At 34.0% G+C, this 15,284-nt stretch carries 15 protein-coding genes; 4 read left to right on the top strand and 11 right to left on the bottom strand.

The window, feature by feature from the left end; translation table 11 throughout:
* Nucleotides 1-62: 62 nt before the first annotated feature.
* The 9 genes from ACWG42_RS05250 to ACWG42_RS05210 form a co-directional block, all read right to left on the bottom strand.
* The gene (locus ACWG42_RS05250; RefSeq protein WP_455790599.1) at nt 63-1,019 is read right to left on the bottom strand and encodes a hypothetical protein; all 957 of its coding nucleotides are present in this window, start codon (nt 1,017-1,019) and stop codon (nt 63-65) included.
* 675 nt (nt 1,020-1,694) lie between these two features.
* Nucleotides 1,695-1,820 (bottom strand): helix-turn-helix domain-containing protein, encoded by a 126-nt coding sequence (locus ACWG42_RS05245; RefSeq protein ID WP_455790598.1) that lies wholly within the window; start codon nt 1,818-1,820, stop codon nt 1,695-1,697.
* Nucleotides 1,821-1,973: 153 nt separating this feature from the next.
* The gene (locus ACWG42_RS05240; protein ID WP_455790596.1) at nt 1,974-2,180 is read right to left on the bottom strand and encodes a helix-turn-helix domain-containing protein; all 207 of its coding nucleotides are present in this window, start codon (nt 2,178-2,180) and stop codon (nt 1,974-1,976) included.
* 292 nt (nt 2,181-2,472) lie between these two features.
* Nucleotides 2,473-4,014 (bottom strand): glutamine-hydrolyzing GMP synthase, encoded by a 1,542-nt coding sequence (guaA, locus tag ACWG42_RS05235; protein ID WP_455790595.1) that lies wholly within the window; start codon nt 4,012-4,014, stop codon nt 2,473-2,475.
* A 120-nt stretch (nt 4,015-4,134) separates the two neighbouring features.
* Nucleotides 4,135-5,469: an NCS2 family permease gene (locus ACWG42_RS05230; RefSeq protein ID WP_455790594.1), complete on the bottom strand. Its 1,335-nt coding sequence runs from the start codon at nt 5,467-5,469 to the stop codon at nt 4,135-4,137.
* Nucleotides 5,470-5,633: 164 nt separating this feature from the next.
* Nucleotides 5,634-6,254, bottom strand: a complete 621-nt coding sequence (locus tag ACWG42_RS05225; protein WP_455790593.1) for a Type 1 glutamine amidotransferase-like domain-containing protein — start codon at nt 6,252-6,254, stop codon at nt 5,634-5,636.
* Nucleotides 6,251-7,414, bottom strand: a complete 1,164-nt coding sequence (locus tag ACWG42_RS05220; RefSeq protein ID WP_455790666.1) for an aminotransferase class I/II-fold pyridoxal phosphate-dependent enzyme — start codon at nt 7,412-7,414, stop codon at nt 6,251-6,253. Before ACWG42_RS05220 ends, ACWG42_RS05225 begins: the two co-directional genes overlap by 4 nt.
* A gap of 143 nt (nt 7,415-7,557) precedes the next feature.
* Entirely contained in the window at nt 7,558-7,695 is a 138-nt protein-coding gene (locus tag ACWG42_RS05215) for a hypothetical protein (RefSeq protein WP_455790591.1), read from the bottom strand.
* Between the two features lie 62 nt (nt 7,696-7,757).
* Nucleotides 7,758-9,752: an alpha/beta hydrolase family protein gene (locus ACWG42_RS05210; RefSeq protein ID WP_455790589.1), complete on the bottom strand. Its 1,995-nt coding sequence runs from the start codon at nt 9,750-9,752 to the stop codon at nt 7,758-7,760.
* A 182-nt stretch (nt 9,753-9,934) separates the two neighbouring features.
* Here ACWG42_RS05210 and ACWG42_RS05205 point away from each other — a divergent pair, with 182 nt between their 5' ends.
* Complete coding sequence (locus ACWG42_RS05205; protein WP_455790588.1) at nt 9,935-10,156, top strand: hypothetical protein; 222 nt, start codon at nt 9,935-9,937, stop codon at nt 10,154-10,156.
* A 58-nt stretch (nt 10,157-10,214) separates the two neighbouring features.
* Here the strand turns inward: ACWG42_RS05205 and ACWG42_RS05200 are convergent, their stop codons facing one another.
* A complete protein-coding gene (locus ACWG42_RS05200; protein WP_455790586.1) occupies nt 10,215-10,505 on the bottom strand; it encodes a hypothetical protein in 291 nt (96 codons plus the stop codon).
* 148 nt (nt 10,506-10,653) lie between these two features.
* Here ACWG42_RS05200 and ACWG42_RS05195 point away from each other — a divergent pair, with 148 nt between their 5' ends.
* The 3 genes from ACWG42_RS05195 (at nt 10,654) to ACWG42_RS05185 (ending at nt 14,743) form a co-directional block, all read left to right on the top strand.
* Nucleotides 10,654-12,372 (top strand): ABC transporter ATP-binding protein, encoded by a 1,719-nt coding sequence (locus tag ACWG42_RS05195; protein ID WP_455790585.1) that lies wholly within the window; start codon nt 10,654-10,656, stop codon nt 12,370-12,372.
* The gene (locus ACWG42_RS05190; protein WP_455790584.1) at nt 12,369-14,093 is read left to right on the top strand and encodes an ABC transporter ATP-binding protein; all 1,725 of its coding nucleotides are present in this window, start codon (nt 12,369-12,371) and stop codon (nt 14,091-14,093) included. Before ACWG42_RS05195 ends, ACWG42_RS05190 begins: the two co-directional genes overlap by 4 nt.
* Before the next feature lie 62 nt (nt 14,094-14,155).
* A complete protein-coding gene (locus tag ACWG42_RS05185; RefSeq protein WP_455790583.1) occupies nt 14,156-14,743 on the top strand; it encodes a uracil-DNA glycosylase family protein in 588 nt (195 codons plus the stop codon).
* A 48-nt stretch (nt 14,744-14,791) separates the two neighbouring features.
* On the opposite strand, the gene ACWG42_RS05180 is transcribed toward ACWG42_RS05185, so the two are convergent.
* Nucleotides 14,792-15,214 carry a PaaI family thioesterase gene (locus tag ACWG42_RS05180; protein ID WP_455790581.1) on the bottom strand — a complete coding sequence of 141 codons (423 nt, stop codon included), beginning with the start codon at nt 15,212-15,214 and terminating at the stop codon, nt 14,792-14,794.
* Nucleotides 15,215-15,284: the final 70 nt, after the last annotated feature.

Genomic DNA, 15,284 nt, shown 5'->3' with positions numbered 1-15,284 from the left:
TTTCAGTACACTTTTTAAACTCCCATGAAGTCCCATTTAACGTAATATTGTTAACAGACATATTATTCTAGATCTTCCTTCACTAATTTTAGAAATGAATCATCTACATTTAATATAATCTTATTTTCTTTTAACTCAATTCCCTGTCTTCTTTTCAATTTTTCAAAATTATCTGTTTTGATTTCTGTATAATCAGAAATTTTTATAACTTTCTTATACCGCTCTTTCAATTTGCTCTTCGAAATATTAAACTCATAATCAATATTGCTAGATATATCGGTAAACACCTCATCTAAGCTGTTAGTACTTATAATGTTTTTACTATTCAAATAACTTACCAACTGTGTTTTATCAAATACTTCATTATTAAAGAGATAATCCTCAGTAAATTTATAAAGATTTAATTTTTCAGTATCAGTTAAATTCATATCAGAGTATAATTTTCTTTCATCAATTAATTCAATTAATTCACTAGTATTTTGATTTTCATCTCTTACTCGACTCAATCCAAGAAATTTCTCGAACCAATAGACTGCTAATCTTGTATTTTTATCAACAATTATAATATTTTCAAAATCATTTTTAAAAACACAAAGCTTATAATAATTATTATCTGTCCCTAAAGCCCCCCTTATCACAAAGGTTTCAGAATCTACATCTTCGATTTTTTCTAATTTCATTAAATAGAGATTACTTTCATCACTTTTTATGAACAAGAAACCTTCTTGTATAGTTTTTTTTCGCTTTTGTCCATCACTAGTTTTTTCAGCATTAAATAATCCAGTTGCAAATTTTGAATAATCAAATTGCTTATTTTCATTTTGAGAATAATCAAATAATACGTAATCCTTACTTTGATGCTCACTACTAAGGCAACATTTTACACTTAAATGTTTTCTTTTGCTTTCATTGCTATCACCTAATATTTGTTTAAAAATACAATCTATATTATTTTTTCTCTCATTCGATAATTCTATTTCTTGAACGCTTTCTGCTATATCATATGCTCTAAATTCCATAATTTTTTCTTCCTCCATAAATTTTATATTTATTTTCCCAATCTATAACAATTTTAATCTTTTAATCAATTGGTGAACAAAAGTATTGCTGTTTTTTCGCAAGGATAGTATCTTAAATCCAATACTTGTTACTTGCTACTTGCTAGTGATGAATACTTAATACATAACTTTTTCCTTTGTAATATCATATACAATAGGTAAGATCAATTTCTGAACATTTCTATTTTATCTACTAAATACTCACTCCATCATTCTTGTCATTTTAGTGAAAATTTCTTTGAAACAAAACAAATTCAGATTCTACTCAATCTATTCCTCCTATCAATTATTTTTCTAGTCATTTTTCCAAGGCTGTTTAGAAAGCTATATTATCTATCAACATATTTCGTAATAATTCTCTAACTTGATTTGTTTGCTTCATTGAAAAGTTACAATTACTTTCCTCAAGTTAATGACTCTATAAATACTTATGTAAAATATTTCTATATCAATCATTTATCCATTCTCAACTTAAACAATTGTATCCATTTATGTTTAAATTTGATTAAGAATAGGTGGTTTTATAATTTTAGTTCTATTCAAGATATTATAAAGTTCACTTTCAAAATGTGTCATAAATTTCTCTCCCTTTCACTTTCTTTTTCATACAAATAATTATAAATTGGAATTATTTAATTATTTTTTTACTATATAATTTATTGAAACCCCATAAAACTTTGCTAAAGTAATTAAATGATGAACAGGTATCTCCTGTATCCCCTTCTCATACTTATAATACTGTTGCTGTGTCGTGTTTAACAACTTTCCTATGTAAGCGCTTGCGTCAAATCTTTATCTTCTCTCAAGTCCTTTAACTGTGGATAACAATACACAATATATATCACTTAAGTCTATCATAGAATAAACCTCATAAGATGTAGTTGTTTTAAACCTTATCAAATGTATTTGTTTACATTATTTTCCTTTTTTTAATCCTACAAGATAATCTAAACTTGTTTTATAATGCTTTGCTAACGTGATTAAATGATGTACAGGAATTTCTTGTACACCTTTTTCATATTTACTATATTGTTGTTGCGTTGTATTAAGAAGATTTCCGACATACTCCTGTGTCAAGTCATTATCTTCTCTTAAATCTTTCAACCTAAAATATTTATACATTTATGCCACCCCTTATTATGATTTTCCCCAAAATCAGTCTACATATTATTTATATAGAACTACTATTATTAATATCATATCATAACTTATTACTATTACAAAAGAGTAAATTTAGAAAATTATTTATTATGTTTTAACAGAATTGATCATTTATGTAGAATTCAACCGTTTTGCTATATGATATATCTATTTATATATACAACGAATTAATGAAAAAATTTGCCTCTTTGTAACTATATAAATGTCAAAAAAACTGTAATCTCTTGTATAGAGTATTACAGCTAAGCTTCAACTATTCAAATTCGATTGTTGCTGGTGGTTTGCTTGTCACATCATACAGTACGCGGTTTACATGCTTCACTTCATTTACGATACGAGTCGAAATAATATCCAATACCTCATAAGGTATCTTAGCCCAATCTCCTGTCATACCATCAATGGATGTAACAGCACGAATGGCTACTGCATAATCATACGTTCTTTGATCTCCCATGACACCAACAGAACGCATATTTGTTACTGCGGTGAAATACTGCCAAATTTCACGTTGCAATCCTGCTTTCGCAATCTCTTCACGTAAAATGAAATCGGAATCACGAACGATTGTTAATTTTTCTTCTGTGATTTCTCCAAGAATACGAATACCAAGTCCTGGTCCTGGGAATGGCTGACGCCATACCATACTAGAAGGTAAACCTAACTCTTCTCCTAATGCACGCACTTCATCCTTAAATAAAGTATTTAAAGGTTCAATTAACTTAAACTGCATATCTTCAGGTAATCCACCTACGTTGTGATGACTCTTAATGGTTTGTGCTGTTGCTGTACCAGATTCAATCACATCCGTATATAAAGTTCCCTGTGCTAACCATTTGATATCTTCTCCGGAAGTTAATTTCTTTACTTCTTCATCAAATGTATAAACAAATTCATTTCCAATAATCTTACGTTTTTGTTCAGGTTCACTTACACCCGCAAGTTTTCCTAAGAAACGCTCTTTCGCATCGATTTTTACTAGGTTGATGTTCATCTCACGTCCAAATGTTTCCATAACGCTTTCTGCTTCACCTTTTCTCAACAATCCATGATCAATAAACATACAAATCAATTGATCACCAATTGCTTTATGTAGTAATGCCGCAACTACACTAGAGTCAACACCACCACTTAATCCTAATAATACTTTATCACTTCCAACTGTTTCACGAATCTTTTCAATCTGCATATCCACATAACTGTGCATAGACCAATCGTTATTTGCTTTACATATTTCAAAGACAAAGTTCTTTAGAATATCATTTCCAAATTCACTATGTCTTACTTCAGGGTGAAACTGTAATGTGTAGATTTGTTTTTGTGTATTGCTAGTGGCTGCATAAGTACAAGTCTCACTTGATGCATCCTTTACATATCCTGATGCTAATTCAGCAACCTGATCACCATGACTCATCCATACGATTTGTTTCTTTGGAAGTCCCTTGAATAAAAGACTTTCTGTTTCTACAGTAATTTCTGTACGACCATATTCTTTAGCTTCACATGCCTTCACACTTCCACCATTCATATCATGTGTCATCTGCATTCCATAACATATTCCAAGTACAGGAATCCCTGCATCAAAAATAGCAGGATCACACTTAAATGCATCTGCCTCATAAACACTATTTGGACCACCACTAAAGATGATTCCTTTTACGTCGCCAAACGCTTTTATTTCTTCTAGCGTTAAGGTATGTGGATGTAACTCAGAGTACACACCAAATTCACGGATACGTCTTGCGATCAACTGATTGTATTGACTACCAAAATCCAGTACGATAATTTTATCTGACATTGAAATCCTCCTCTATAAATAAACCGATACCATCCATATAAGAATAGTATCGGTTATTTTAATACTATATATTAGACGTTTAATATAATAGCATTATTTTTTGTTTTTTTAAATATTTTTCTACATTATTTGTGGTAATGCAAAATAGATCACAAAGATAATCATTAGAAGCCATACCGTTATATGCACTTGTTTTGCTTTTCCAGCCGCAATCATAGCTACTGTATAAGAAATAAAACCAAATGCAATACCGTTAGAAATAGAGTATGTAAGGATCATCGCAACTACCGTAATAAATCCTGAACTAGCGAAAATCATATCTTCCCAATCGATTTCTTTTAATTGTTGAGCCATTAAGATACCTACTACAACAAGTGCAGGTGCAGTGACCGCATTTGTTACTGCAGATAATACAATTGGCGCAAATAATACAGATACAAAGAATAGAACTCCAGTGGTAACAGCAGTTAATCCAGTTTTACCACCAACAGCAACACCAGAAGAGGATTCTACGAAAGAGGTAACAGTAGATGTACCTAAGGCTGCCCCAGCAACAGTACCAACTGCATCCGCAAGCAATGCACGTTCTACATTTTCTAATTCTCCATCTTCATTCACAAGACCAATTTTGTTCGCAATTGCGACAAGTGTTCCTGCTGTATCAAAGAAATCTACGAACAAGAATGAGAAGATAACGATGAATGCATTGACTGGATCTGCAAATAAATCCCCAAATCCTTGTATGAAACTACCAGCTGCCTTCATTTGGAAATCTGTTTCAATCCATTTTTCTGGTAATGCAGGCATTCCCGCAACATCAAACACGCTACCACAAATGATTCCAATAATAGCAGTTATGACCATACCAACAAATACAGCTGCTGGTACTTTTTTAATCAATAGAAAGATTGTTAATAAGATTCCAAAGATTGCTAACAATACTGTAGGATCCCCAAAGTTCCCCATAGATACTGCCGTTGCTTCATTTGCTACAACGATTCCAGCATTCTTCAAACCAACAAAGGCAATAAAGAAACCAATACCCGCACCGATTGCCATTTTCAATTGTTTTGGAATTGCATTGATTATCATTTTACGTATTCCAGTTACAGAAATAACAACGAAGATCAATCCTGAAACAAAGACACCAGCTAAAGCTGCTTGCCAACTGAATCCCATCTGTCCACAAATCGTATAAGCGAACAATGCATTGACTCCCATTCCTGCTGCTAAAGCAACTGGATAGTTTGCCACAACGCCCATAATTACAGATGCAATACCTGCAGATAATGCAGTTGCTAAGAATACAGAAGATAAATCCATTCCAGCATCTGCTAATACATTTGGATTAACTCCAAGAATGTACGCCATTGCTAAGAACGTAGTAACACCCGCAATCAATTCGGTTTTTACAGTTGTATTCTTCTCTTTTAATTTAAATACTTTTTCTAACATAATTTCCTCCCTGTTTTTGTCTTTTAAAAAAGCACTGTATAAGCTTACAGTGCCCGCAAATGTATTCGTAATATTCTGCAATTTCGTATACATAAATGCTAGATCATCATAAGACTTATCCATTATATACGAATTTGTAACAATTTTCAATTGAATATACTGACTTATAAAGTATTCTTTTCTAAGTAAAAAAACGCTATTTCTTCTTGATAAATATAGGCATCCAAATCCTTACACGCGATTTTTAAACCAACATCCTTTTTCCCATCATAAAACCCTTTGCGTCTATCATCTTGTGCATGTGGACAAAAGCATCCCTTAATAAAATCACAACCCTTTACATAATCAAATACAGTCCCATCATCCTTTAGATCACTATATCCATATGTAAAGAAACAACTCGCACCAGCACTCATTCCAACACATACAACACCTTTTTGATATGCTTCTTGTAACATCTCAACAATTCCCATATCTTGAAAAGCTTGCATTAACATACGCATATTGCCAGCGCCAATGTATATAATATCACACCCACATATCTTCTCTTTGATTTCATCTCTACCTAATTTTGTATGAAACAAGCGCAAAGATTCTACTTCACAACCAAGGGAACGATAGTACTGTTTAAAACGTTTTGCATACCCTTGATCATCTTTACTAGCTGTTGGTAAAAATAAGACTTTTGGGTTTACTTTATTCGTACAAGAAATTATGTACTGATCAAGTTTTTTGGTTTCTCCCTTTTGAAAACTGCCTCCCCCTATTGCGACCATCAATTTCATAAAAACATCTTAGAAGCCTTTAAGGAAGCGAGTGCTTTTTCGATCACTTCATCACTTTGTACAAGAGCGATACGTACATATCCTTCTCCATATGTTCCAAATGAACTTCCAGGTGTTACCAACAAACCACTCTTTCGTAACAACTCAATCGCAAAACTTTCACTATCCATATCGAGTGGAATCTTTGCCCATATGAACATTGTACTCTTTGGAGATTTCACTACCCAGCCTGCTTCATGAAATCCTTTGATTATGGTATCTCTTCTGCGTTGATAAATTTCTCTTGTTTCTTTCACAATGCTTTGATCCTGTGTTAGCGCACAAATTGCAGCCTTTTGAATAGGTAAAAACATCCCATAATCAATATTGCTCTTCAACTTGCGAAGCATTCCTACGATTTCTTCATTTCCAACACAAATTCCAATACGTGCTCCTGCCATACCATAGGTTTTAGAAAAAGAGTTGAATTCGATCCCAATATCTTTCGCTCCTTCATAATAAAGGAAACTTTTTCCATCTTCTCCATCAAATACCAATTCACTATAAGCCGTATCATGTAACACAATGATTTCATACTTCTTCGCAAAACGAATTAATTCTTCATAAAAAGCATCGCTTGCTGTAGCTCCCGTTGGATTGTTTGGATAAGATACAATCATCATCTTTGCACGTTTAGCAATATCTTCTGGAATTTCATTAAATTGAATCAAATAGTCATGTTCTTCCTTCATTGGCATTTCATAAATTTGTGCTCCTGCAATACGAGGTCCATTCGCAAACACTGGATAACTTGGTGCTGGAATTAAGACAATGTCTCCTTCATCACAAACCGCAAGTGCGATATGTGCCAATCCTTCTTGAGAACCTTGAAGTGCCAAGATTTCATTTTGTGCATCTAGTTCCACATGGTAACGTCGATGGTACCACTCTTTGATGGTATTCCTTAATTCAGGAGTATCATGTAGTGCATACATATAACTCTTTGGATCTTTCGCCGCACCAATCAATGCTTCTTGTATTTCTTTTGAAGGCGCAATATTAGGGCTTCCAATGGTAAAATCATAGACTTCTTTTCCTGCTTTGATATATGCTTGTTTCTCTTCGTCTAATCGAGTAAAAACATCGACTGATAATGTATCCATTCTTTTTGAAAATTTCATCTTGATCACTTCTTTCATCTTTTGTCTATTATAATTCATTTTACTGTGTACTTCAATGTTTTCATATCTTCCCCACAAAGAAAAAAGCTGGCATACAATGCTTCGTTATCATAATGATATACGCACACTCTTAGCCAACTCATTTATTCTATCGCCTGTATAAGTTGTGAACATATTTCTTTATTTTCACAACAACGCTTTATTTCTTTTACGATTGCTTTCGCAATAATGGAATCCTCACATAACATGACAAATTGTTCAAGTTCACTATTATAACTCACGCATTTCCTAAAGTTATAATTACACATTCCTTGTGCTCATTGGAAATAATTCTTGAATTCTCTTATTTTAAATGTTTCTCCATCCACATCGTAATTTCTTCTAAACGTTTCACACGATGTCTTGGTTGACCACTTCTTGATAATTCATGATTCTCTTTTTTAAACATACAAAGTCTACTTTCAACACCATGGTTACGTAACGCCATATACATTTGTATTCCTTCTGTTAAAGGACAACGATAATCTTCATCACTATGAATGAATAAAGTAGGGGTTACACAATTTTTCGCATATTTTAATGGAGAGTGGCTCCATAATTTCTCATGATCGATTTGTGGATCTGCTGCCTGTTGATCTTTCGCAAAGAATTCTCCAATATCGGAAGTATTCGCAAAACTTATCCAGTTGGAAATCGAACGTTGAGAGGCAGCGGCCTTAAAACGATCGGTATGTGTGATGATCCAATTGGTCATAAATCCACCATAGCTTCCACCAGTCACGCCAACTTGATTTGCATCTATACATGGATATTTTTCTAAAACCACATCGGTAAATTTCATCAAATCATCATAATCAATTGTGCCATATTTCCCACGTATATCTGCAAATGTATTTCCTCTTCCATCTCCTCCTCTTGGATTCATAAAGAAAACAAAATACCCCATATTCGCCCACACTTGCATTTCATGATAATAGACTTCTCCATACACGGTTTTTGGTCCACCATGAATATCTATTATCGCTGGATAATGTTTACTAGGATCATAATCTCTTGGTTCTAACACCCAACCATATAAAGTCATATCCCCTTGTTGTATGGAACAAGGAACACATTCTCTAACATCTTTTCTTTGTAGATACGCATCATGTTCATGCGTACACTGTGTACATGATTTATTTTCTAAATCGTAACGATATAGTTCTTGTAGTTTATTTGGTTTCATACCAACAAACACCAGCGTTCCATTCGCAATATCAAAGGCATCAACACTACCCTCTTCATCATAAACACTGTGTAAATTTGCGTCTTTATCTAATTTATAAAGAACGCTTCGATTATATAATGTCGTTACAAAATAAACTTCATCCTTGTATACTTTAAATACACGTCCTCCACCATATCGACAATCACTTCCAACAGATGAACCAAAAGAATCCTCATACTCTTTCCATAAATCCAAAGTTTTTGTTGTGGCATTCCATACATAGAATTTACTGTTCTCATTGATTCCATAGTTTTTTTGATCACTAGCAATAACGAGCAGTGTACCCATATAAGGCAATATCTTAGAAATACTATATACATCAGGTTTTATGAAAACCTCACTTTTTTGTTGTTGGAAATCATAGTAATAAATCCCCTCTTTTAGAGATGGACAAGCTGTGTATGCTTCTCCAACATAATATACCCCTTTATGATCTTCACTTAATTCATAATCCTGTAAAGCAAATAACTCTTCACTTATACGAGTAATTTCATGATTCTTTACATCATATAAAAACAAACTATTACGTTTTTTATTTGTAAATCCTTCTCCGTTACCATAAAAAGGGACTTCATCCAATATTTCATAATCTTGCATTTCCTTCTTTTCTTTTAGAAGGCGTCCTTTTTTGTCCTCATCAAGTGCATACATATAAGAATACATCAAATCATAATTCGCGCTAAATACAAATTGATCTTTCTCTATTTGTTTTATGGATGTCAGTGACAAAGGAATGCTAAACGCTTTTTGCGCTTCTCCTCCATGGATACAGATACGATAAAAACATGTTCTTTCTTCTCCATTAGAGATGTCCTCTTTATCTTTTTCATCACGCATACCTGCAAATAGAATATGTTCTTCATCTTCCCAAAGATACATACTCTCTTTTCCATAACCCGTTAATTGCCTACAATGTTTCCCATCATAGATATAAAGATAGGAATGATATGTATTTTCTTTCTCATCGCAAACACTTTTCACAAACGCACAATGTTTTCCATCATTTGCATATTGAACATTTGAAAGAAACTTGAAATCTAAAAAATCTTTTATGTTTATATTCTCTTTCATGAAGTAAACCCTCCTGGCATTATCCTTATTGTAATATAAATACGTAAAAATAAAAAGCAATCCCTTTATATTTACACGTATGAAACAAATGTAAAATGTGCAAAATTTTACAATAAATTGTTATTTCTTTCTGAAAACGTGATATAATTTAGGTGCTGGTATATTTAAAAGGAGGGGTAAATTTGAAAATTCTTGTTGGAGCTGCGACAAAAGCAGATGTCATCAAGGATGCTATTCTAAAAATCGAAGATCCCATGTTTACTTATACAGGTAAAGATGGCATGTATATGGTATATGAATGTGAAAATCCTGATGACAAAGATATCGTTCGTTTAGTAAAGGATACTTTAAAAAGCGAACCGGCATTGTCCATGGTATACTTTAACGTATCTAGTAAAGATTAAAAAAAAGAACTACTTCCCCATAGTTCCTGTAAACTGCTGAGTGTGATACAGCAGTTTTTTATTTTACGTATGTTTGAAATACATAATCGCAAAGCTTTTTGATATTGGCATCATTATCCATCGTAATCACTTTTTTCAAAGTTGTAATATTTAGATTTGCGGCTACAAACTCTTCATCTTTTATACGGAAGTTAAATGTTCCAATATACGTACCATATGTAATATCAAATACATACGTTACTTCATTGTTGCCATCCATCTTATTCTTTAACGTACAAATAAAGTCCTCTTTATCTTTTAAGATAATTTTTACAGCATTTGCCCCACTAATGGGTATTGATTTACTCATGTTTAGCACCACCTTTATTGTTTATAGTATAGCATGAAATCTTGGATTTTCCTTCCTTTTTCATAGATTTTCTTTAGAAATTTGATTTCTTATTTGCATGTAATGAACCATAAACGTTATAATACTAATGATAAAAAGAGGAAGACACATGAGAAAACTGGCCATTTACTTAAAACCATTTAAAATACAATGTAGCGTGGGACCTCTATGTAAGTTAATAGAGGCCATTTTAGAATTGTTATTACCGACTATTATGGCATTTGTCATCAATGAGGGAGTAGTAAAAAACAACACTCAAGTCGTGATGATTTTGGGAGGCGTCATGATTTTCATGGTGATCATTGCGTTTGCATTTAGTATGACTTGTCAATATCTTGCGGCACTTGCTTCACAAGGTTTTGGGACAAATCTAAGAAATGCAATGATGCGTCATATTTCATCATTTTCATTTCAAGATATTGACCACTTTACCACCTCTTCCCTTAGCAATCGTTTAAGCAATGATATTCAACAACTACAAGTTGCGATTGCCATGTTAATTCGCTTAGTCATCCGTTCTCCTTTCATTGTCATTGGGGCAGTGGTTATGTCGATGTTCTTAGATGTTCGTTTGGCTTTGATATTGATTGCAACGATTCCCTTCATCGCAGGCATACTCTTTATTTTCATTCGCTATAGTTCTCCTTTATACCGTGCATATCAAAAGAAGCTTGATCGATTCGCGGAAATCCTAGATGATAACTTCTCTGGAGTACGCGTGATTCGAGCATTTGTTTCCCAACGAAAAGAAAAACAAACCTTTGATGCACAAGTGGATGATTTGTCAAAACAGATGATGAAGGTCTCTCGCTGTTCAGCCTTATTGAGTCCTTTGACTGCACTTGTTGTCAATGGCGCAATCGTATTCTTATTATGGACAGGGATTATTGAAATACATACAGGTACAATGGATCCAGGAACGATTATCGCCTTTATCAATTACGCTACCTCCATTTTAATTGCACTTATCGCAACAAGTAATTTAATCGTAATCTTCACAAAAGCAAGTGCCTCCACACAGAGGGTGAACGAAGTTCTTGAGCATGCTCCCTCTATGAAAGAAGGGCATGAACAACTAACCAATACAAAAGATAAAGAATATGCCATCACTTTTGATCATGTCAGTTTTTCCTATGATGATAGTGAACGTTCTCTTGAAGATATAAGTTTTTCCATTCGTCCAAATGAAACCATCGGAATCATTGGTGGTACTGGATCTGGTAAATCTACACTCGTTCATTTGATGGCGCGCTTTTATGATGCAACAGATGGTCAAGTGTCTTTCTATGGACACCCTATTCAAACCCTCACAAACAATTCTATTCGAGATCATATCGCCATTGTTTCACAAACATGTGAACTCTTCAATGACACCATACTACAGAACATCACATTGCATAAAGACTATGATACCAAAGATATTGAAAAAGCATTATGTGATGTTCAAGCAATGGATTTTATACAAGAGATGAAAGATGGACTTCATACGATGTTAACACGAGGAGGCGCAAATCTTTCTGGTGGGCAAAAACAGCGCCTTTGTATCGCTCGTGCATTATTAAGAAAAGCAGACATTCTAATTCTAGATGATGCTTGTTCTGCCTTAGATTTTAAAACCGATGCGATGTTAAGAAAAGCACTTAGGTCTTATCCAATGACAAGAATCATCGTATCCCAACGTGTTGGTACATTATTAGATTGTGATAGAATCCTTGTATTGCATGATGGAAAACTGGTTGGTTTTGATACCCATACCAATTTATACGATACTTGTGATGTATATCAAGAAATATGTCAAACACAGGCAATTGGGAGGGATGCATCATGAGTACAAAAACTATTTTACGTCGCCTTCTAGCATTTGTGAAAACATCCAAATGGTTATTGGTGTTTGCATTTTTATCTTCCATTATCTTTGTTGTATTAAATCTAGTAGCTCCTATCTTGATTGGAGATGCGATTGATGATTATTTAGCACACGCTTCGATTTATCGCGTTGTCCTATATTGTATCGCATTAACGTGTGTGTATCTTGGGTATTCACTATTTCAATGGGTGTTGATGTATACGTCCAATAAGATTGCTTTTTCGAGTAGCGCAACCTTACGAAAACTACTTTATGATAAGATGCAAAAACTCCCTATTTCTTTCTTTGATTCACATGCACATGGAGATTTAATATCCCGTTATATCAATGATATTGATATTGTTGCGGATGGATTACTACAAGGTTTATCTACAATTATTAGCGGAACAGTTAGTGTTGTGTTCTGTATTGCAATTATGTTAAAGCTTAACCTTGTAATGAGTATCGTTGTTATTCTATCTGCTCCCTTTACCTATCTTGTCGCTAGAACCATTACCATACGTTCACAAAAGTATTTCCGTCAACAAGCATCTACCCTTGGAAAACTAAATGGCTATAGTGAAGAAATGCTATCACAAATAAAAACAGTAAAAGCATATCAATTTGAATCCTGGATGAATGAACACTTTCAAGAAATAAATGAAGTGCTCTATCACGCAGGTGTGAAATCACAGTTCTATGGCTCTCTTGCGAACCCTAGTACACGCTTTGTGACCAATATTGCCTATGCCTGTGTTGGACTTGCAGGAGCTTTATTAGCCCTTTCTGGAGAGATTACCATTGGTAGTATTTCCATCTTCTTAATGTATTCTAATGTGTTTTCAAAACCCTTCAATGAAATCACAGGTGTGATCACCCAATTACAAAGTGGTGTTGCGAGTGCGCGAAGAATCTTTACCATATTAGATATGGAAGAAGAACCACAAGATGAACATTTACCAAATATGAAACAAACAAAAGGAGATATTCAATTCACAGATGTATCCTTTGCCTATGTAAGTGATCAACCACTTATGCAAAATTTATGTTTACATATCAAAGCTGGTTCAAAAGTTGCGATTGTTGGGAGAACTGGTGCAGGTAAAACAACCCTCGTTAACCTACTTATGCGCTTTTACGATATACAAGCAGGAACCATTTCCATTGATGGAATGAACGTTGTAGAGTATACAAGAGATTCCTTACGACAACAATTTGGTATGGTACTACAAGATACCTACTTATTTGAAGATAGCATCGCCGCAAACATTGCCTATGGTAAAAAAGACGCAACTAGAGAAGAAATCATGCAGGCCGCAAAACAAAGTGGAGCACATGAATTCATTCGTAAATTAAAACATGGATACGATACAATCTTACATACCAATAGTAGTTCCCTTTCTCAAGGACAACGTCAACTTCTCTCCATCACAAGAGTCTTACTAAAGAATCCTTCCATTCTCATCCTTGATGAAGCAACCAGTTCCATAGATACACGCAGTGAACAACACGTAAACAACGCTATGAAACAATTAATGGAAGGGAAAACAAGCTTTGTTATTGCACATCGTTTATCCACCATCATTCATAGTGATTTCATACTCGTTATGGAACATGGACATATCATCGAACATGGAACACATGAAGAACTCTTATCTCAACATGGTTCCTATGCCCAATTATATGAAAGTCAGTTCCAATAATCATCGAATATGACATACTGTTGTCCCATTTCTCTGCTATACTAAAATAAAGAGGTGACATTATGCAAATCAAACAAGAACTTTCTACCCTATTAACAAGCGATATGAGCGTACCTACGCTTACACTAGATCCAACTAACATTCATGCCATTATGATCAATGAGGTAGTTCCTATGGACCCTAGACAGGATTTCTATGGGGAGATTGGAGATGAATATTTAAGTACCACCATTCCACTCTTTCAAAACGCTGGTGCACATGTAGAAACGATAGAAGATATATTGGATCTTGGTATCTATATCACCAACGCTATAAAAATCCCTAAACTTACTACCACAGTTTCCAAACAAGATATCGAACGAAGTTTACCTATTCTAGAAAAAGAACTTTCTTTATTTCCAAATGTAAAAGTCATCATGTTAATGGGTGATGTCGCAAAAAAAGCCTATAACACAATCACAAAGAACCAAAGTAAAAAGGCCGTCATCCCATCCATTTCCACTTACAAATTACGAGATACTTCTTTCTACTATAAGGATATACGAATCATCCCCTCTTATATCATGACAGGCAAAAATATCCTCATAGAGAAATCAAAAGTTCAAATGGCATCAGAAGATATCGCAAAAATGCTAGATATTATCTCCTAACATGAAAAGGCGTCTTCCTCTTGGAAAACGCCTTTTCTATCGTAATTTCTATTTATTTTTATAACGATCCCCATCTAAGAAAAACATTGTAAAGGTAGCTCTTGACAACAATACCTCACGATCATTAAAGATAAAGACTTCATATAAGCCTGTAGTTCTTCCTGCCGTTATTTCCTGCGCAATACCAATCAACTTACCACCCTTACCTGGTTTGATATAGTTGATAGTACCAGATAACGTCACACTATCTCTTCCGGTCGCAAAACTTGCGGCACCTGCCGCTGTATCTGCTAGAGAATACAGTGCTCCACCATGTACAAACCCATGAACATTTAATATTTGTTCATCGATTACCATCTCTACTTTTGCATATCCTTCTTTCACTTCTACGACATGCATATCATTACTCTGCAAATACATTGAAGATGAATTCAAACGTTTTTGCAGTTCTTCCATAGTTTCATGTTCCATCTTAACACCTCACGTATATTATAACGAAGAATTGCAAATTTAGATACTAAAAAGATAAGAATTGCGCTCT

The organism is Amedibacillus sp. YH-ame10 (assembly GCF_053848885.1).
Note: the sequence above shows the minus strand (reverse complement) of the source record. Positions and strands in the feature narration are given on the sequence as shown.

What these genes read in the sequence shown, in the direction of transcription:
- ACWG42_RS05220 (WP_455790666.1), bottom strand. Translation starts at nt 7,414, where the DNA reads ATGAAATTTTCAAAAAGAATGGATACATTATCAGTCGATGTTTTTACT.
- ACWG42_RS05195 (WP_455790585.1), top strand. Translation starts at nt 10,654, where the DNA reads ATGAGAAAACTGGCCATTTACTTAAAACCATTTAAAATACAATGTAGC.
- ACWG42_RS05190 (WP_455790584.1), top strand. Translation starts at nt 12,369, where the DNA reads ATGAGTACAAAAACTATTTTACGTCGCCTTCTAGCATTTGTGAAAACA.
- ACWG42_RS05225 (WP_455790593.1), bottom strand. Translation starts at nt 6,254, where the DNA reads ATGAAATTGATGGTCGCAATAGGGGGAGGCAGTTTTCAAAAGGGAGAA.
- guaA (WP_455790595.1), bottom strand. Translation starts at nt 4,014, where the DNA reads ATGTCAGATAAAATTATCGTACTGGATTTTGGTAGTCAATACAATCAG.
- ACWG42_RS05200 (WP_455790586.1), bottom strand. Translation starts at nt 10,505, where the DNA reads ATGAGTAAATCAATACCCATTAGTGGGGCAAATGCTGTAAAAATTATC.
- ACWG42_RS05185 (WP_455790583.1), top strand. Translation starts at nt 14,156, where the DNA reads ATGCAAATCAAACAAGAACTTTCTACCCTATTAACAAGCGATATGAGC.
- ACWG42_RS05210 (WP_455790589.1), bottom strand. Translation starts at nt 9,752, where the DNA reads ATGAAAGAGAATATAAACATAAAAGATTTTTTAGATTTCAAGTTTCTT.
- ACWG42_RS05240 (WP_455790596.1), bottom strand. Translation starts at nt 2,180, where the DNA reads ATGTATAAATATTTTAGGTTGAAAGATTTAAGAGAAGATAATGACTTG.
- ACWG42_RS05180 (WP_455790581.1), bottom strand. Translation starts at nt 15,214, where the DNA reads ATGGAACATGAAACTATGGAAGAACTGCAAAAACGTTTGAATTCATCT.
- ACWG42_RS05230 (WP_455790594.1), bottom strand. Translation starts at nt 5,469, where the DNA reads ATGTTAGAAAAAGTATTTAAATTAAAAGAGAAGAATACAACTGTAAAA.
- ACWG42_RS05250 (WP_455790599.1), bottom strand. Translation starts at nt 1,019, where the DNA reads ATGGAATTTAGAGCATATGATATAGCAGAAAGCGTTCAAGAAATAGAA.